This is a genomic window from Pantoea sp. E956-1 (assembly GCF_982223955.1).
Genome location: NZ_CEUYZP010000006.1, coordinates 89,597 through 107,966, shown reverse-complemented (window position 1 = coordinate 107,966; position 18,370 = coordinate 89,597). Strand labels below are relative to the sequence as shown.

At 55.1% G+C, this 18,370-nt stretch carries 15 protein-coding genes; 9 read left to right on the top strand and 6 right to left on the bottom strand.

The features are described from left to right. Positions 1-397 precede the first annotated feature (397 nt). Positions 398-1,240, top strand: a complete 843-nt coding sequence (locus tag AC0T7J_RS15805; protein ID WP_473795295.1) for a MurR/RpiR family transcriptional regulator — start codon at positions 398-400, stop codon at positions 1,238-1,240. Positions 1,241-1,317: 77 nt separating this feature from the next. On the opposite strand, the gene iolB is transcribed toward AC0T7J_RS15805, so the two are convergent. After that, positions 1,318-2,136 carry a 5-deoxy-glucuronate isomerase gene (gene iolB / locus AC0T7J_RS15800; RefSeq protein ID WP_473795294.1) on the bottom strand — a complete coding sequence of 273 codons (819 nt, stop codon included), beginning with the start codon at positions 2,134-2,136 and terminating at the stop codon, positions 1,318-1,320. 112 nt (positions 2,137-2,248) lie between these two features. After that, positions 2,249-3,754 carry a CoA-acylating methylmalonate-semialdehyde dehydrogenase gene (locus AC0T7J_RS15795; RefSeq protein WP_473795293.1) on the bottom strand — a complete coding sequence of 502 codons (1,506 nt, stop codon included), beginning with the start codon at positions 3,752-3,754 and terminating at the stop codon, positions 2,249-2,251. A gap of 421 nt (positions 3,755-4,175) precedes the next feature. Between AC0T7J_RS15795 and AC0T7J_RS15790 the strand changes: the two genes are divergently transcribed. Beyond that, positions 4,176-4,991: a TIM barrel protein gene (locus AC0T7J_RS15790; protein ID WP_473795292.1), complete on the top strand. Its 816-nt coding sequence runs from the start codon at positions 4,176-4,178 to the stop codon at positions 4,989-4,991. An 84-nt stretch (positions 4,992-5,075) separates the two neighbouring features. Here the strand turns inward: AC0T7J_RS15790 and AC0T7J_RS15785 are convergent, their stop codons facing one another. After that, a complete protein-coding gene (locus tag AC0T7J_RS15785) occupies positions 5,076-6,299 on the bottom strand; it encodes an MFS transporter (RefSeq protein WP_473795291.1) in 1,224 nt (407 codons plus the stop codon). Between the two features lie 300 nt (positions 6,300-6,599). Between AC0T7J_RS15785 and AC0T7J_RS15780 the strand changes: the two genes are divergently transcribed. Then, a complete protein-coding gene (locus AC0T7J_RS15780) occupies positions 6,600-7,655 on the top strand; it encodes an AI-2E family transporter (RefSeq protein ID WP_473795290.1) in 1,056 nt (351 codons plus the stop codon). On the opposite strand, the gene AC0T7J_RS15775 is transcribed toward AC0T7J_RS15780, so the two are convergent. Then, positions 7,644-8,327 carry a FadR/GntR family transcriptional regulator gene (locus AC0T7J_RS15775; RefSeq protein WP_137230064.1) on the bottom strand — a complete coding sequence of 228 codons (684 nt, stop codon included), beginning with the start codon at positions 8,325-8,327 and terminating at the stop codon, positions 7,644-7,646. The two genes, AC0T7J_RS15780 and AC0T7J_RS15775, sit on opposite strands and share 12 nt — an antisense overlap. Before the next feature lie 149 nt (positions 8,328-8,476). On the opposite strand from AC0T7J_RS15775, the gene uxuA reads away from it, so the two are divergent. The 5 genes from uxuA (at position 8,477) to AC0T7J_RS15750 (ending at position 15,658) form a co-directional block, all read left to right on the top strand. Continuing rightward, positions 8,477-9,661, top strand: a complete 1,185-nt coding sequence (gene uxuA, locus AC0T7J_RS15770) for a mannonate dehydratase (protein WP_473795289.1) — start codon at positions 8,477-8,479, stop codon at positions 9,659-9,661. Positions 9,662-9,946: 285 nt separating this feature from the next. Further along, on the top strand, positions 9,947-11,554 hold the full coding sequence (locus AC0T7J_RS15765) for an EAL domain-containing protein (protein WP_473795288.1): 1,608 nt from the start codon (positions 9,947-9,949) through the stop codon (positions 11,552-11,554). 421 nt (positions 11,555-11,975) lie between these two features. Next, positions 11,976-13,481: a glycine betaine/L-proline transporter ProP gene (gene proP / locus AC0T7J_RS15760; protein WP_473795287.1), complete on the top strand. Its 1,506-nt coding sequence runs from the start codon at positions 11,976-11,978 to the stop codon at positions 13,479-13,481. 127 nt (positions 13,482-13,608) lie between these two features. Next, positions 13,609-14,586: a porphobilinogen synthase gene (hemB, locus tag AC0T7J_RS15755; protein WP_473795286.1), complete on the top strand. Its 978-nt coding sequence runs from the start codon at positions 13,609-13,611 to the stop codon at positions 14,584-14,586. Positions 14,587-14,689: 103 nt separating this feature from the next. Further along, complete coding sequence (locus tag AC0T7J_RS15750) at positions 14,690-15,658, top strand: GGDEF domain-containing protein (RefSeq protein ID WP_473795285.1); 969 nt, start codon at positions 14,690-14,692, stop codon at positions 15,656-15,658. 26 nt (positions 15,659-15,684) lie between these two features. On the opposite strand, the gene AC0T7J_RS15745 is transcribed toward AC0T7J_RS15750, so the two are convergent. After that, on the bottom strand, positions 15,685-16,707 hold the full coding sequence (locus tag AC0T7J_RS15745; protein WP_473795284.1) for an alpha/beta fold hydrolase: 1,023 nt from the start codon (positions 16,705-16,707) through the stop codon (positions 15,685-15,687). A 345-nt stretch (positions 16,708-17,052) separates the two neighbouring features. Here AC0T7J_RS15745 and AC0T7J_RS15740 point away from each other — a divergent pair, with 345 nt between their 5' ends. Continuing rightward, entirely contained in the window at positions 17,053-17,550 is a 498-nt protein-coding gene (locus AC0T7J_RS15740) for a helix-turn-helix domain-containing protein (RefSeq protein WP_473795283.1), read from the top strand. Here the strand turns inward: AC0T7J_RS15740 and AC0T7J_RS15735 are convergent, their stop codons facing one another. After that, positions 17,551-18,210 (bottom strand): epoxyqueuosine reductase QueH, encoded by a 660-nt coding sequence (locus tag AC0T7J_RS15735; RefSeq protein ID WP_022623997.1) that lies wholly within the window; start codon positions 18,208-18,210, stop codon positions 17,551-17,553. Positions 18,211-18,370: the final 160 nt, after the last annotated feature.

Genomic DNA, 18,370 nt, shown 5'->3' with positions numbered 1-18,370 from the left:
GAGGTGCGCCCGCAGCCGGGCCAACGCTTTGCGTTGTTCAAAAACGCTCCCGGCGTTTTTGTCCCTGACGCGGGACGCTTTCCTCCTCTGACCGTGTTCCCTGCTCATTTAGCTAATGCGTTGCTGCCAGACCCGATGCCTCAGCAATCTCACGCCATTCCAATCAGAATGGCATTTTTACTGGTTATCCTTCCTCCCCTGCTGTGATTTCGTCCGGGTTTCCACCCCATTATTGCTTGTGCAGAGGCGCGCCTCGGGTGCTGAGGCTAATCTGTGAACCATTTCATAAAGCCATGAAATAAACTGTGTCGTTGACGCAAACAAATGAAATTTTCCATCCATCTGATACTATAGCGCTCATTATGCAGCCATTATTCTAATTATACGGGCAGAAGTGATGAACAATAATCCCACCCAACTTTCTCTCTTGCAGGACGATATTCGTCGCCGCTACGAAACGCTGAGCAAGCGTCTTAAACAGGTTGCGCGCTACATCCTTGATAACAGTAACAGTATTGCTTTTGATACCGTCGCCTCAATTGCCCAGCAGGCCGATGTGCCACCGTCGACGCTGATCCGGTTTGCGAATGCTTTTGGCTTCAGCGGATTCAACGAAATGAAACAGGTTTTTCGTCAGCATCTGATGGAGGAGACGGTCAACTATACCGAGCGCGCTCGCCTGTTTCGTCAGACCTCAACGGACGACAGTGCCAATGCGCCTGAAAGTCCGGCGGAAATCCTCAACGTCTTTACCATGGTTAACAGCCAGGCGCTGCAGCAGCTGGCGATGCAGGTTAACCCTGAGCAGCTGAACAAAGCGGTGAAACTGCTGAATGAAGCTGAGAATATCTATGTCATTGGCCTGCGTCGCTCTTTCAGCGTCGCCTCCTACCTGGTCTACGCGCTGCGGCATCTGGAGCGCCGCGCTTTCCTGATTGATGGCCTGGGCGGGATGTTTACCGAGCAACTCAGCCTGGTAAACCCGAAAGATGTGGTGATTGCGATTAGCTACTCGCCCTATGCACGTGAAGCGGTCGAGGTGGTTGAAATGGGTGCCAAGCGCGGTGCGCATCAGATTGCCATTACCGACAGTCAGGTCAGTCCGCTGGCCGCCTTCAGCGATGTCTGCTTTGTCGTGCGTGAAGCGCAGGTCGATGGCTTCCGTTCGCAGGTCGCTTCACTCTGCCTGGCACAGACGCTGGCGGTTTCGCTGGCATTGAACAACGCCGATACCCCCTGAATGCCGCACATCAAAAAGGGCAGCCCCATCGGCTGCCCTTTTTACTGATATCTGAATATTGATAAAACCTCAGTGGCTTAGGCTTTCCGCGGATAGCTGTCGCTGTTCACCCAGGCGTGATCTTTCTCCCAGGTAAATTTCCACAGCCGCACCGGTCCCGCCATCACGTTCAGATAGTAGTTGTTGTATCCTGCCAGCGTCGCCACAGGATGATAGCCGCGCGGCACCATCACCACGTCGCGATTATAGGGTGCCATACAGACATCCAGTGAACGGTCGTCGGTGTAGACCCGCTGCATGGCAAAGCCAGGTTCCGGATCGAAACGGTGATAGTAGGTCTCTTCCAGGTAGGTTTCGTTTTCACTCTCCTCCTGGTCGTGCTTGTGGCTGGGATAAGAGCTGGTATCGCCCTCGTTGGTATAGACCTCCACCACCAGCAGACTGTCAGCCGGTTCATTGTCAGGCAGGATGTTATGCACCAGGCGCTGGTTGCGCCCTTTTCCGCGATGCTCAACACCGACATCGGCTGGCGCAATCAGCCGCGCAGGCAGATTACCCTGACCGGGTGCGTTACAAACCGCCAGCTCAAGATCGCTGTCAGCGTAGACTTCCACTTCATCATCATGCGGCACATAAACGGAATAAGGCGGCACGCGCTCAAACGGCGACATACGCTCGCCAATACCGGGAAACTCAGCATGGCGGGTTTTGACCGAGGCCAGCCCGGCCACCAGCACCAGACACAGCTCTTTGTCACCACTGCTGAGGCGCAGGGTTTCCCCTCTCTTCAGCAGATAGGCATCAAATCCCACATAACGCCAGCCGGCGCGCTCAGGCGTCACATGCTGAATACGACCCTGCGCGTCAGGGGCTTGTACTTTCGACAGTAAAGACATCCTGATACTCCTCTCTGTCACGATTAACGCTGCGGCAGTCTCGCGGGCGCGGTGCCAGCGAACAACGCGACCGGCAGATTATGCTGCCGGTCGGGATCAGCGTTGAAATGAATTAGCCTAACGTTGGCATACTGAATTCAGACACGGTCTGCTGACCGGATGGCCAGCGTACAGTGGCGGTTTTCATGCGGGTATAGAAGCGCACGCCATCCGGCCCATGGACATTGAGCGCGCCAAACACGGAACGCTTCCAGCCGCCGAAGCTGTGGAACGCCATCGGCACAGGAACCGGCACGTTGACACCGACCATGCCCGCTTCAACGTTCTGCACAAACTCACGTGCGGTATGACCGTTGCTGGTGAAAATCGCGCTGCCGTTGCCGAATTCATGGCTGTTAACCAGTTGCAGCGCACTCTCGTAGTCTGGTGCGCGCATGATGCTCAGCACCGGCCCGAAAATCTCTTCGCGCCAGATCACCATCTCAGAGGTGACATGATCAAACAGCGTGCCGCCGACGTAGTAACCCTCAGCGTGACCCGCAACCTGCACGTTACGGCCATCGACCACCAGCTTCGCGCCTTCCTGCTCACCTTTATCGATGTAGCCCAGTACTTTCTTCTGGTGTGCTGCCGAAACGACCGGCCCCATCTCATTTTCATCAGCACCCTGATTAATGCCAGGACCGATGCGCAGTGCGTTCACCAGCGGCGTCAGACGGGCAATCAGCTTGTCGGCGGTATCATCGCCAACTGCGACCACAACCGGCAGCGCCATGCAGCGTTCACCCGCAGAGCCAAACGCACCGCCCATTATGGCGTTGACGGTGGCATCCAGGTCGGCATCCGGCATGACGATAGCGTGGTTTTTCGCCGCGCCAAACGCCTGTACCCGCTTACCGTGGGCGCTGGCGGTTTTATAGATATGCTCAGCCACGCCCGAAGAACCGACGAAGCTCACCGCGGCAATACGCGGATCTTTATAGAGCTGCTCAGCATCTTCATTGGAACTGTGTACTACGTTGAATACGCCATCGGGCAGGCCCGCTTCGGTCAGCAGTTCCGCCATACGCACTGCCGCGGAAGGATCCAGCGCCGGTGGCTTCAGCACAAAAGTGTTACCGCAGGCCAGGGCTATCGGGAACATCCACAGCGGCACCATCGCCGGGAAGTTAAACGGCGTAATGCCCGCCACGACGCCGACCGGCTGCATCAGCGAGTAGCTGTCAACGCCGCTGCCGACGTTCGGGGAATATTCGCCTTTGAGCAGATGGGGGATCCCGCAGGCAAACTCAATCACTTCGATGCCACGCGTCAGTTCACCCAGCGCATCAGACCAGACTTTGCCGTGTTCAGAGACAATCAGCGCCGCCAGTTCATCACGGTGCTGCTCCATCAGGGCTTTGAAGTTGAACAGAACGCGGGCGCGACGCAGCGGCGAGGTTTTCGACCAGGCGGCAAAAGCGTCATGCGCGACACCAATCGCCTGGGCCACTTCATCAGCGGTACTTTGCGTCAGTTCACGTACCACTTTGCCGGTTGCCGGATCGTAAACAGGAATGGTTTCGTTGCTGGCGCTGAAAGTGGTTTTACCGCCAATAAAGTTACCTATGATTGTCATGATGTTGCCTCTTTAGATGGTTAAGTTCCCTGCAGACGGACCATGCGACCTGCCACACTGCCTGACCAGGCAAACCTGAAAGCGTGCTATGAAGCTATTACAGTGGAACAAATTTTTCAAATGGTTATTTTTGGAAAATTTGATTTTAGCGGCACAGATCGCATTTTTCCCGCCACTCCGTCTCTCGCGGCATCACGATGGCGGGAGGCCACTAATAGCGGCCAGCCTTAGCGTAGCAGGGTAATTGCCGGGGAGTGGTCTGGGCTTTTTACTGCGAAGTCGATCCAACCTTTATGCATCGGGCTGAAACGGAATATGAAATTAATGCGAGGCTGATCTAATAATTTGCGTTTCATTATTCACTATCAATGAAATAAATGTTCTCTTTAGTCGCATCATCCTCCTGTCCCGGAGTCAGTGCATGGCCATCGATCCAACCCGTTTCTGTATTAACCGCAAAATTGCGCCCCGGCTCTCGCTGGAGGCCTTTTTTCAGCTGGTTCAGCGCCTGGGGCTGAGCAAAGTTGAACTGCGTAATGACATGCCGGGCGACAGCGTCACTGACGATCTCAGCACCGATCAGCTACGCGCGCTGGCCGACCGATACCATGTCGATATCGTCACTATTAATGCGCTCTATCCGTTTAACCGCATTGATGACGCGCTACTGGCCCGGGCCGAAGCACTGTTACAGACAGCACAACAGATTGGTGCAAAGGCGTTGGTCATGTGTCCGCTCAATGAGGGGATTGCCGTGTCGTCTCAGCAGACCCAGGCGGCGATGCAGCAGCTGGCCCCGCGCTTTGCCCACTATGGCATTCAGGGGCTGGTGGAGCCGCTGGGGTTTCCGGTCAGCTCGCTGCGTTCGGCGGTACACGCGCAGCAATTGATCGCCGCGGCGGACGTGCCCTTTAAGTTATTGCTGGATACCTTTCACCATCATCTCTATGAGCAGGCTGAGCAGGAGTTTCCAGCAGGCATTGATGTTAACCAGATCGGTCTGGTGCACCTTTCGGGCGTCGAAGATCGGCGCCCGATCGCCGAACTGACCGATGAAGAACGCATCATGCTGAGTGATAACGATGTCCTGAAGAGCGTGGTGCAGGTAAAGCGGCTGGAGATGCTCGGCTATAAGGGCGTTTATGCTTTTGAGCCTTTCTCCAGTCAGCTCAGCAACTGGACCCCTGCGGAGATTGAACGCCAGATTCGCCACAGCATTGAACTGCTGCAAGCCTGAATCCTGTTCTGCGCTTTGCGCGCAGAACTTATCGGTTCATCTGTGTCTGAAAAGACGTTCTGGCCCGCTGCTGGGCCATTTTTTTTATCCTGAAGAATCGTCTGCTGCCGGCAACACCGCCTGACGCCGCTGCATGCGCAGCGTGCAGAAAAAAGCGACGCAGACCAGCAGCGCCGTGAGCAGGTAGACGCGTGAGACCCCCGCATAAGTCATGATGAATCCGGCAAGTGGCCCGGTTATCCCCAGCGACAGATCCATAAAGGCGGTGTAGGTTGCCAGGGCGCTGCCCTGATTCTGCTGCGGCACTACTTTTACCGCCACCACACCCAACGCCGGAAATACCAGTGAGAAGCCGGCACCGGTCAGAAACGCGCCTGCTTTTGCCATCCAGGGATCACCCGCTGCGGCAACCATAAACAGTCCGGCGGCTTCAACCGCCAGACAGATGCTGGCGACCCGCAGACCGCCGTGGCGGTTAATCGCATTCGGGAACAGCAGGCGTGCCCCGACGAAAGCGCCGCTGAACAGAGAGAGTGCAAAGGCGGCCCCTTCCCACCCTTTATCCTGATAGAACAGAGTAATAAAGGTGGCAATGACACCGAAACCCGCCGATCCCATCGCCAGAATCGCACCAAAACCGGCGATTTTCCCGAGTACTGCACGAAACGGCAGGGGTCTGGCCCGGCTGGCTTTTACGGCCGGACGCGGCACCGCACAGACGATGCCCACCACGCAGATAGCAACAATGACCAGCGACAGCCACAGCAGGCCACCCGCCCGGAATATCACCACGCCGAGCGGCGCGCCAATCGCCATCGCACCATAAGTGACGATGCCGTTCCAGGAGATGACCCGGCCAATGTGCAGCGAACCCACCCGCGCCACCCCCCACAACGAGGTGCCGGTGCCGGTAAAACTCTGGCCCACGCCCAGAATCAAGCGGCCCACGCAGAGCAGCGTCAGGCTTAACAACGGTGATGCGATCAGCGCCGCCAGCAAAATACACAATCCGCTGATCAGACAGCCCACCAGGCCGATCACCACCACTTTCTTTGGCCCCCAGAGATCGGCATAGCGTCCGGCGTGTGGCCGGCTCAGCAGCGTCGCCACATATTGCAGACTGATCACCAGCCCCGCCCAGAATGCGCTGAAGCCCAGCTGGTCATGCACCCATCCTGGCAATACCGCCAGCGGCAGACCGATAGTGAGGTAGCTGGCAAAGTTGTAGGCCACGATAGAGAGGATCAGCAGAGAGATGTTCAGGTTTCCGGATGGAGTATCAGGTTCCGCTGCAGGCTGTTCAGGCATGAGTCCTCGCGCTCGTATTTGGCTGAATGATAAGGTTTATCCTTTAACTATACCCGCTTTCGCCACGGGTGCATCTTAATGGCATGGTTATCGGGCGGCTGTTTCTGCCAGGGCATGCAGCAGAAAGCCGGGTAAAAACCGGCACAACGGGGAGTCACTGCTCTGCCGCGATAGCTGAGTGCTGTGGCGCTGATTATATCGCCCGCCTGTCACCCCGCCTTACCGTTTCTCTGATAAATCAGATTGTTAATTTTCTTTCAGCTACACTTTCAACAGCCAATTTACGTTACGAGAGAAAGAATGAGCGAGCTGCAACGGGAAAAGATCGGGCAAAATATTCTGATTAAACTGGCGATGCTGGTCATCATCCTGGCCGGGGTCCGGGCAGCGTCCGACATTCTGGTCCCGCTGCTGCTGGCGGCGTTTTTTGCCATTGTGCTGAATCCCCTGGTGACGATGCTGATGCGTCGTGGCTTCCGCCGTGGACTGGCGATTGGGCTGGTGATCACGGTGATCTTCTGTGCTCTCGTGCTGTTGGGTGCCATTATTGCCAGCTCCATGAGCGAGTTTTCTGAGCTCTACCCGCAACTGCGCGCCACCATGGAGCAGAAAATGACGGTGCTGCAACATCTGGCGGCGGGCTTTCATCTCAATATTTCAACCGATGCGCTGGTACAGCGTTTCGATCCTAATACCATGATGAACCTGGCTACCGTGGCGCTGAGCGGCTTTTCCGGCGCGATGACCAATACTGTGCTGCTGGTGCTGACCGTGGTCTTTATGCTGTTTGAGGTCCATCACCTGCCCTATAAAATGCGCAACGCGCTGGTGAATCCGAAGATTCGCATCGCCGGGCTGCATAAAGCACTGAAAGGCGTCACGCACTATCTGGCGCTGAAAACCCTGGTAAGTCTGATAACCGGCATCTCGGTCTGGCTGAGTCTCTATCTGCTGGATGTGAAGTTTGCGCTGCTATGGGGTGTCGTGGCGTTTATCCTCAACTTTATTCCCAATATCGGCCCGATTATCGCCGGGATACCGCCCTTTCTGCAGGCGCTGCTGCTCAACAGTCTGTTTGATGCTGCGATGGTGGCGGCGCTGTTTACCGCGATTCATATGGTGTTTGGCAATATGCTGGAACCGCGCCTGATGGGCCGCGGTCTTGGCTTATCAACGCTGGTGGTGTTCCTGTCGCTGGTGTTCTGGGGCTGGCTGCTGGGCCCGGTCGGCATGCTGCTCTCGGTGCCGCTCACCAGCATTACCAAAATTCTGATGGAAACCACACCAGGCGGCAGCCGCCTGGCGATTATGCTGGGCACCGGACGGCCCAAGCGGGCGCGGGCATTAACCAAGTAGCCGCTGCTGCACGTGCTGCAAATGGCTCTCCATCGCCTGACGTGCAGCCGCTTCATCACCCGCCACAATCGCGTTGGCGATCTGCTGATGGTCCGCATTCATCTCCTGCGCGAAGCTGTTATCGGCATAATGGCGTTCCAGTCGCTGCACATGCGGGCTGTGGCGCCGGTTCCATAACTGCTCCAGCAGGTCGCGTAACACATCATTGCCGCTCATCTCACTGATCAGCAGATGGAAGCGCTTGTCCTGCTCCAGAAAAGCCGCGTCGTTTTCATTGTACTGCTGCAGTTCAGCGGTCAGCGCCAGCAGTGCCGCCCGCTGAATGGTGGTGCCGTTACGTGCAGCAAATCCTGCCAGCATCCCCTCAAAGGCTTCACGCGCCTGCAACAGATCCTGCAGACTGCAGGTTTCACTCTCCTGCGGAACCGCAGCCTGCGGCAGCGGCTGGGCGACGTAAACGCCGTTGCCTGTGCGGATATCGACCCAGCCTGTCATTTCCAGCGCAATCAATGCCTCACGCACTGATGAACGACTGACACCCAGCTGTTTTGCCAGCTCACGCTCCGGTGGCAGCAACCCACCTGCCACAAAGTCACCGCGCGTGATACCGGCCATGATGACGTTGGCGATCTGACGGTACAGGCGCTCGGTTTTTATTACTGGCAGCGTCATCACCCTCTCCTCTGATTGCACTTAAAAGCGATCTCTTCGCGGATGCAGTTTGTCATGCTGCGATCCGGATCACGGCCCTGTTTTGCCCACTATCTTACTCTTGGTCCAGCGGCCTGACCACTGGGCCACATCACAGTTGAGGAGTAAAAATGGAACATACATGGCGATGGTACGGCCCGAATGACCCGGTCTCACTGGATGATGCGCGTCAGGCGGGCGCGACCGGCATTGTGACGGCGCTGCACCATATCCCTAACGGCGAAGTATGGCCGGTTGAGGAGATTAAAGCGCGTCAGGCACTGCTGGCGGAAAAAGGTCTGGTCTGGTCGGTGGTAGAGAGCATCCCGGTCCATGAGGCGATTAAAACCCAGCGTGGTGACTACCTTCGCTATATCGCCAATTATCAGCAGTCGATACGCAATCTGGCCGCCTGCGGCATTGATACCGTCTGCTACAACTTCATGCCGGTGCTGGACTGGACGCGAACCGATCTCGCCTGGACGCTGCCGGATGGCGCAAAAGCGCTGCGCTTCGACGCCGATGCTTTCGCGGCCTTCGAGCTTTATCTGTTGCAGCGTCCGGGAGCGGAGCAGGATTACAGCGCAGCCGAGCAACAGGCCGCGGCTCAGCGCTTCGCCGCCATGAGCGCCGAGGAGAAAAGCACCCTGGTGCGCAATATCATCGCCGGTCTGCCAGGTGCCGAAGAGGGTTACACCCTGGAGCAGTTTCAGGCGCAGCTGACACAGTATGACGGCATCGATAAAGCGAAACTGCGCGAGCATATGGCGACCTTTCTGCGCGCCATCGTGCCGGTTGCAGAAGAGACGGGCGTTAAACTGGCGGTGCATCCGGATGACCCACCGCGTCCTATTCTGGGTCTGCCGCGCATTGTCTCTACCCAGGAAGATATGCAGTGGCTGAAAGAAACCGTGGACAGTCTGCACAACGGTTTCTGTTTCTGTACCGGCTCTTATGGCGTGCGTGCTGACAATGCGCTGGTTGAGATGGCGGAAGCCTATGCTGACCGCATCAACTTTATCCACCTGCGCGCCACAAAGCGTGAGGCGAACCCCAACAGCTTCCATGAAGCGGCGCACCTGGCAGGCGATGTCGATATGGTCGGCGTGATCAGGGTCATTCTGGCGGAAGAGCAGCGCCGTCGCCAGGCGGGAAACCGGCGGGCGATTCCCATGCGTCCCGATCACGGCCATCAGATGCTGGACGACCTGCATAAGCGCACCAATCCTGGTTATTCCGCCATTGGCCGCCTGAAAGGCCTTGCCGAGCTGCGCGGCGTTGAGGTCGCGCTGAGACAGATCTATTTTGCCGATTAAGTCAGTGTCTTACCCTGTGCCCGCCCTCTGACGGGCCAGGGTCTCTCCTGCCCGCTGCGGCGAACCGCCCCTTTCCCTGACTGTCACACCGCTCTCACCTGATCTTTTGCTGAATACCAATGAACGCAAAACAACCTGTTAATAAATGCAATGTCTGGTCGATAATTGACCTTAATCAGTTCTCCTGATCGCAAAAACGCTAATCTGCCCGGCCCGGAGAAATGCTATGCTGCGCCACTGCTCAGCACCTCAGCATAAAACGAATAAGACTCAGAGGATTCCGCGGTGCCGCTACTGAAACGAAAACGCGACTACGCCAGGCTGGTGATTATTATCTCCGGCGTGCTGCCTCTGATTATTGGCATTTTTTTCACCGCCCTGGATGCGCGTCACACCGTGCGCCAGCAGCAGGTGAGCGCTGCAAATACGCTGTTATCTCAGGCGGAGAGAATGAGCGATAGCGCCTGGGATATGATTACTGAGCTGCGTCAGTTTCAGCACCAGCCCTGCAGCCAGATCGAAAACCAGTTGCAGCGTATTGGCTCGCTAAACCCCTATTTTCGCGCTATCGGTAAAATGGAGCAGGATCACATCGCCTGTTCGTCGGTGTATGGCTCACGCCCGGGCCTGTTGAAAGAGATGATCATGCGTAACGCACCGGTCACCGGAAAAACCTGGTGGAGCCTGTCGATTGCCGGGACATCCGGCGTACCGCACCGTCCGGCGGTGATTTTTATGCGCGACCTGCCCGATGGTGAGGGATTCTGGGCCGTAATTGATGGCCAGTATCTGATCGATTTTATGCGCGCTATCAGCAGCACCCATCTTTATCATTTCAGCATGGACTTCAGCGATGGCGCACCGATCTCATTTGGCGATCCGCACATCGCCGCGTCCAGCTGGTTTGAACCGCTGATTTATCAGGCCCGTTCGAGCCGCTATCCCCTCTCGGTCACCCTGATTGCCTCGCCTTCTGAGCTGATCTCCGCCTGGCGTCAGGTAATGTTTATCATCATGCCAATGGCGGCGATCTTCTCTATTTTGCTGATGATGTTGATGTCGAACTGGCTTCAGCGACGTATTTCATGGCGCGATGAGATTCGGCGGGCCATTTCCGGTAACCAGTTCAGGGCGCACTATCAGCCAGTCTACGACAACCGGTTGCAACGCTGCAGTGGCGCAGAGGCACTGCTGCGCTGGACAACGCCCGACGGTAACGGCGTGCGGCCAGATATTTTTATCGGCGCGGCAGAAGCGGAAGGCATGATTGTGCCACTGACCCGCCACCTGCTCGATTTAATCGCTGAGGATGTGCAGGCGTGGCAGGTTGAACCCCATTTCCATCTGGCTATTAACGTGGCAGCAGATCATCTGCAACATCCTGATTTTGTTAATGATATTCTGCAGTTTGCCGAACGGGTAAAAGATAAGCAGTTCCTGATTACCCTTGAATTGACCGAACGCAGCCTGATCAAAGATGGCGCGGCGGTGGCACGCAAGCTGGAGCAGCTACGCGCTTGCGGAATGAAGGTCGCGATTGATGATTTTGGTACCGGACACTGTTCACTAAGCTATTTACAGACCTTCACCATGGATTATCTGAAGATTGATCGCGGCTTTATCAACGCGATTGAATCTCTGGAAGGCAGAACCCCGGTGCTGGATGCGATTATCCAGCTCAGTCATGAACTGGAGCTGGAAGTGCTGGGGGAAGGTGTTGAGACCGCGTTACAGTTCAGCTATCTGCAACGGCGCGGCGTGGTCTTTATCCAGGGTTATTATTATGCCCGCCCGATGGACAACGCAGCGCTGATCGCCTGGCTGGCCGATCAGGGTGAACAACCGGTTGAACAGGAGCTGGCTCTTCAGACCCGGCAGGAAGGCAACCGTTGACCGGTGCAGACTGCAGCTGAACCCCCAGTCGTTCCACAGGAGCTTTCTTCCTGGTCTCCGCCCTGATCTGCCTGCCGGATGGCCGCTTCCGGTGCCAGCATGGCCTTTATCCTCCCTTCTCAGACCCTGATTTGCTGAAAAAAACGGCGGTCGTCACGCTAAGTGATAATTTTTTTGCGGTTGCAAACAGCGCTATTTGTTGTAAAAACAGGCCGGATGTAGCCCAAACATGACAGATATCACACAAAAACGGTATACTCTGTCGCTCTTCGCAATAATCACAACAGTAATTATTGTGTCGGCCGGCGCATAAACAGCGCTTATTTACGGCTATGCTTAAATTTCTCAACGCAGCGGTCTGAACGACTCACACCCGGCTCGCGCCGTTGAGGACTTTCGTGTTTCAATACAGGGTAATTCTATGAAATTGCGTAGGAAGCGTGTAAAACCAATTGGGATCGATGATGTCACTATCATCGATGATACCCGTTTACGTAAAGCTATCACCGCGGCCTCTCTGGGTAATGCGATGGAGTGGTTCGACTTCGGTGTTTATGGCTTTGTGGCCTATGCGCTGGGTAAAGTGTTTTTCCCGGATGTTTCGCCGGGCATTCAGATGATTGCGGCACTCGCCACCTTCTCTGTTCCTTTCCTGATCCGTCCACTGGGTGGACTGTTCTTCGGGATGCTGGGCGACAAATATGGTCGTCAGAAAATCCTCTCCATTACCATCATCATCATGTCAGTCAGTACTTTCTGTATCGGCCTGATACCTTCCTACGCCTCCATCGGCATCTGGGCACCTATTCTGCTGCTGTTAGCGAAGATGGCTCAGGGCTTCTCGGTGGGCGGTGAATATACCGGCGCCTCGATCTTTGTGGCCGAATATTCGCCTGACCGTAAACGTGGCTTTATGGGAAGCTGGCTCGACTTTGGTTCGATTGCGGGCTTCGTGCTCGGTGCGGGCCTGGTGGTGCTGATCTCCTCCATTATCGGAGAAGAGAGTTTCCTTGAGTGGGGCTGGCGTCTGCCGTTCTTCGTTGCGCTACCGCTGGGGATTATCGGTCTTTACCTGCGTCATGCACTGGAAGAGACCCCGGCATTCCAGCAACACGTGGACAAACTGGAACAGGGCGACCGTGAAGGCCTGCAGGATGGTCCGCAGGTGTCGTTTAAAGAGATTGCGACCAAACACTGGCGCAGCCTGCTCTCCTGTGTCGGTCTGGTTATCGCCACTAACGTCACCTACTACATGTTGCTGACGTACATGCCGAGCTACCTGTCACATAACCTGCACTACAGCGAAGATCATGGCGTGATGATTATTATCGCCATCATGATCGGTATGCTGTTTGTCCAGCCGATGATCGGCATGATGAGTGACCGTTTCGGCCGTCGTCCGTTTGTCATCATCGGCAGTATCGCCCTGATGATCTTCGCGATTCCTGCCTTTATGATGATCAACAGTGGCGTGCTGGGACTGATTTTTGGTGGTCTGCTGCTGCTGGCGGTGATCCTCAACGCCTTTACTGGCGTGATGGCCTCGTCACTGCCTGCGATGTTCCCGACGCACATCCGCTATAGTGCGCTGGCGAGTGCGTTTAACATCTCGGTACTGGTTGCCGGTCTGACGCCAACGCTGGCCGCCTGGCTGGTAGAAACGACCAATAACCTCTACATGCCAGCCTACTATCTGATGGTGGTGGCAGTGATTGGACTGATTACCGGTCTGTACATGAAAGAAACTGCCAATAAGCCCCTGAAAGGCGCGACGCCGGCGGCTTCTGATATGGAAGAAGCGCGCGAAATCCTGCAGGAGCATCACGATAACATCGAGCACAAAATCGAAGATATCGACGAAGAGATCTCCCGTCTGGAAGCGAAACGTAAAAATCTGGTGCAGCAGCATCCGGATATCAACGAGTAATCGTTCTGCTCTCCCGCCGTCCGGCGGGAGAGTTCTTTTCCCCCTCTCTTACCGCACACAAACCTTCATCCCTCGTGGGCAAAGGGAGTAAACTGTTGGTACTTTTTTCACCTGCGTAAGAATGAAAATGTCTGATTATTCCCTTATCCAGCGCCCAAGAAGATTGCGCGCCAGCGCCTCAATGCGTGAAATGTTCCAGGAATCTTCCCTGACCCTGAACGACCTGGCTTTACCCATCTTTGTTGAAGAAGAAGTCGACGACTACAAAGCGATTCAGGCAATGCCTGGCGTGATGCGCATTCCGGAAAAACGTCTCGCGTATGAGATTGAGCGTATCGCCAAAGCAGGTATTCGCTCGGTGATGACCTTTGGTATTTCGCACCATACCGACGCCACTGGCAGCGATGCCTGGAACGAAAACGGCCTGGTGGCGCGTATGTCGCGTATCTGCAAAGAGACCGTGCCGGAAATGATCGTCATGTCTGACACCTGCTTCTGTGAATACACCAGCCACGGCCATTGTGGCGTGTTGTGTGATCACGGCGTCGATAACGATGCAACCCTGGCAAACCTGGGTAAGCAGGCCGTCGTTGCCGCAGCAGCCGGTGCAGATTTCATCGCCCCGTCAGCGGCGATGGATGGTCAGGTCGAGGCCATTCGCCGGGCACTGGACGCCGCGGGCTTTACCCAGACCGCCATCATGTCCTACTCCACCAAATTCGCCTCCTCGTTTTACGGCCCGTTCCGTGAAGCGGCCGGAACGGCGCTGAAAGGCGACCGTAAAACCTACCAGATGAACCCGATGAACCGCCGTGAAGCGATCCGTGAATCGCTGCTCGACGCGGCGCAGGGCGCGGATTCACTGATGGTGAAACCGGCAGGTGCTTATCTGGATATCCTGCGTGACATCCGTGAACGTACCGAATTACCGCTGGCGGCTTATCAGGTAAGTGGTGAATACGCGATGATCAAATTTGCCGCTCAGGCCGGTGCTATTGATGAGCGTAATGTGGTGCTGGAAAGCCTCGGTGCGATTAAACGAGCCGGTGCAGACCTCATTTTCAGCTATTTCGCCCTTGATCTCGCCGAACAAAAAGTGCTCTGATCCCCTCCTTATAAAAGAGCGTGATGGCTATATCACGCTCTTCTTCTTCGCCGTAAGGCAAACACCAGAACCTGGCTTGAGCTAAAAAATAAAGGGCTCTGTGATGAAAGCACCTGAAATCGCTGCCGATGAGGCACAACGTTTATCGCAGTTGCGTGCGCTGAACATAATGAACACCCCAGCGGAAGAACGTTTCGATCGTTTAACCCGCCTGGCGCGCCGCCTGTATGACGTTCCTGTCGCGTTAGTCAGCCTGCTGGAAGCTGACCGTCAGTGGTTTAAATCCGCTCAGGGCTATGAATGGGCAGGATCGTCCCGTGACATCTCATTTTGCGGCCATGCCATCCTGCAGGATGAGATCATGATCGTTGAAGATGCGTCAAAAGATGAACGTTTTCATGATAATCCGCTGGTTATCGGTGAACCGCACATCCGCTTTTATGCGGGCTGTCCACTGCGGGCGCCGGGTGGCGCTAAAATGGGTACCCTCTGTATTATTGGTCGTGAACCGCGTCAGTTTAATGAAGAAGATCAGGCCACGATGCGTGACCTGGCCGCCATGGCCGAAGCGGAACTGGTCGCCTTTCAGACCGCCACCTGTGATGAACTGACGCAGATCACCAATCGCCGCGGCTTTATGACGCTGGGACAGATGGTACTGAATGAGTGCCGGATGAAAAACCAGCCCGCCTGCCTGACTTTTCTCGACCTCGACAAATTTAAGCAGATTAATGACACGCTGGGCCACCGCGAAGGCGACCGCGCGCTGATGGACTTTGCCGATGCGATGAAAGTGGTGTTCAAGCATTCGGATCTGTTTGCCCGTCTGGGCGGCGATGAGTTTGTGGTGCTGTTTAATGGTCTGCAGCAGCAGCAGAGCGAAGCGCTGCTCCTGCAGTTTGACCATTATCTGCAACAGCAATCAGTCAGTCTGAACCGCCGTTACCGGCTGCAATTCTCGTCCGGCGTCGTGGAGTTCGACGCCGCGCATCCGCAATCGCTGGAGCAGTTGCTGCACGACAGCGATGAGCAGATGTACCTCAGTAAAAAGCAGAAACGCGTGGCGATCTAAGGTCAGGCGCCGCAGCGCCTGACGGTTCAGGGACGCGCCAGATCGTCGAGCAGCGTCTGGTTAAATTTTGCCGGTTCTTCCATTTGCGGCGCGTGTCCCATACCAGGGAATTCGATTAACCGCGCCCCCGGAATACGTTTTGCGACCTCTTTGCCCAGTACCGCGTAATCACCCAGCCGGGCTTTCACCTCGGCCGGGGCGATATCACTGCCGATGGCAGTCGTGTCGGAGGTGCCGATCATCAGCGTGGTGGGCACTTTCAGATCGCCGAATTCATAAAATACGGGCTGAGTGAAGATCATGTCGTAGATTAAGGCGGAGTTCCACGCCACCTTCTGGTGGCCCGGCCCGCTGTTGAGTCCGGCCAGCATATCAACCCATTTGTCATATTCAGGTTTCCAGCGCCCGACATAGTAGGTCTGCTGCTCATACTTCTTAATGCCCTCTGCGCTGAGTTTGAGTTCACGCTGATACCACTGATCCACAGAGCGCCACGGTGCGCCTTTGGCTTTCCAGTCCTCCAGCCCGATTGGGTTAACCAGCACCAGCTTCTGGGTCTGTTCCGGGTACATCAGCGCATAACGTGTTGCCAGCATCCCGCCAGTGGAGTGACCCATAATCACCGCCTTCTTCACACCCAGCCGGGCGAGCAGCTGATGGGTGTTATCTGCCAGCTGCTGAAAGCTGTACTGGTAACGGGCTGGCTTAGTGGAGCTGCAGAAGCCAATCTGGTCGGGCGCGATAACGCGATATCCCTGCTGACTGAGTGCGCGAATGGTCTCTTCCCAGGTCGCGCCACAAAAGTTTTTACCGTGCATCAGCACCACGGTTTCGCCGTTGGCCCGCTGCGCCGGTTTCACATCCATATAGCCCATACTCAGCGGTTGCTGCTGGGATTGAAAATCAAAATGCTGCAGCGGATAGGGGTATTTAAATCCTTCCAGCTGTTCGCCATACACACCAGCGGCACTGGCAGGTGCATGAGCAAATAAAGCCAGCGAGGTGAGCAAGGCGGCAAGCGGTTTTTTCAGCGCGTATGTCGGGCTCATCCGGGGGTTCTCCAGGTTAAAGGTGAGCCGTAAGCCTGGCATGTCGCAGCAAAAAATCTATTGATGTGCCGTGCTATAGCCGTAATTACAGAGATTCCGGCAAGGTAAACCGTGAGGCTGGCTGCGGACTAACGCCTCGTTTTGATTATTGTCCGCCAGAATCACTTGTTCATTCACCCACAATTAACAACATATTACTCAAAATTAATCTTTTTTATTAATAACACCCCTTCAAATGAATATACTCAGAGATAACGATTAAAATCCTGAAAAAACTTTACGCAAAGAATAAGCACATTAAGATAAATATTTTAGAATTCTCTTAAATTAAACAGGGGGGCTTCTATGAACGAAAAATATAACGAAAGCGTGATTGTCTCTATCACTGAGTGGATTAACAATAATCTGGATCAACGTTTAAGTGTTGACGATATTGCAGAAAAAGCAGGGTACTCTAAGTGGTACTTACAGAAACTCTTTGCCCGTTATCATAATGAAACGCTGGCGCGCTATATTCGTAAGAAAAAACTTAACGCCAGTGTTCATGATTTAAAAAACAGTCGCACGCCTATCATAAGTCTGGCGCTGAAATACCATTTTGAAAGCCAGCAATCTTTTACCCGATCTTTTAAGCAGATTATGGGTTGCACGCCAAGCGCCTGTCGTAAACGGCTGATGAACGACGAGACGAAGCAGGAGATGGCCGATGTTGATGATCCCTGTACGCTGTGCAGTTACGTGCGGCCCGGAGGTGCGCGGCTGAGTTGTAGCGCAACAGTCCAGCCTGTTACGCTCACAACACACGGGTACAGACAGACAGACGCTTTCCGCGAGGTGGGTTAATCAGGATTCATCTGGCTGATAATATTGCACACCAATCTGAATACGCTCACGTCCCTGGGTGACGCGATGACGATTGGTGTCGCGCAGTGAATAGACACAGCCACAATATTCCTGCTGATAGAAACTCTCGCGCTTGCTGATTTCAATCATGCGCGACGATCCACCGCCTTTACGCCAGTTAAAATCCCAGTACATCAGATCCGGATACGCCGCCGCTGCGCGAACTCCGCAGCTGTTAATCTGCTTCATATCTTTCCAGCGCGAAATACCCAGGCAACTGGTCATCACCGGGAAGCCGTTCTCATGGGCATAGAGTGCCGTGCGTTCAAAGCGCATATCAAAGCACATGGTGCAGCGTTCACCCCGTTCCGGTGACCACTCAAGGCCGCGCGCCCGTTCAAACCAGTTATCCCGGTCATAATCCGCATCAATAAACGGCACACCAAATTTTTCGGCAAAGCGAATATTCTCCTCTTTACGCAGCTCATACTCTTTGAGCGGATGAATATTCGGGTTGTAGAAATAGATCGTGTATTCAATGCCGGATGCCAGCATCGCTTCCATCACCTCACCCGAGCAGGGTGCGCAACAGGAGTGCAGCAGGACTTTTTTATGACCGCCCGGCAGAGGCAGCGGCTGACGCTGGAAAGGTTCAGACATAAGCACCTTCAATCAATAGCAGTAAAGCGGCAGTGTAATGCCGCAGGCGGGCAGTTGCAAAACCTGACCTGACGCGCCCTGTTTTGTGTAATCGTGCCCTGGCCGGGGTCTCCCTCTCCTGAACCAACTCGCTGATCTCTGTTGCTTTCTTATCGCGGCA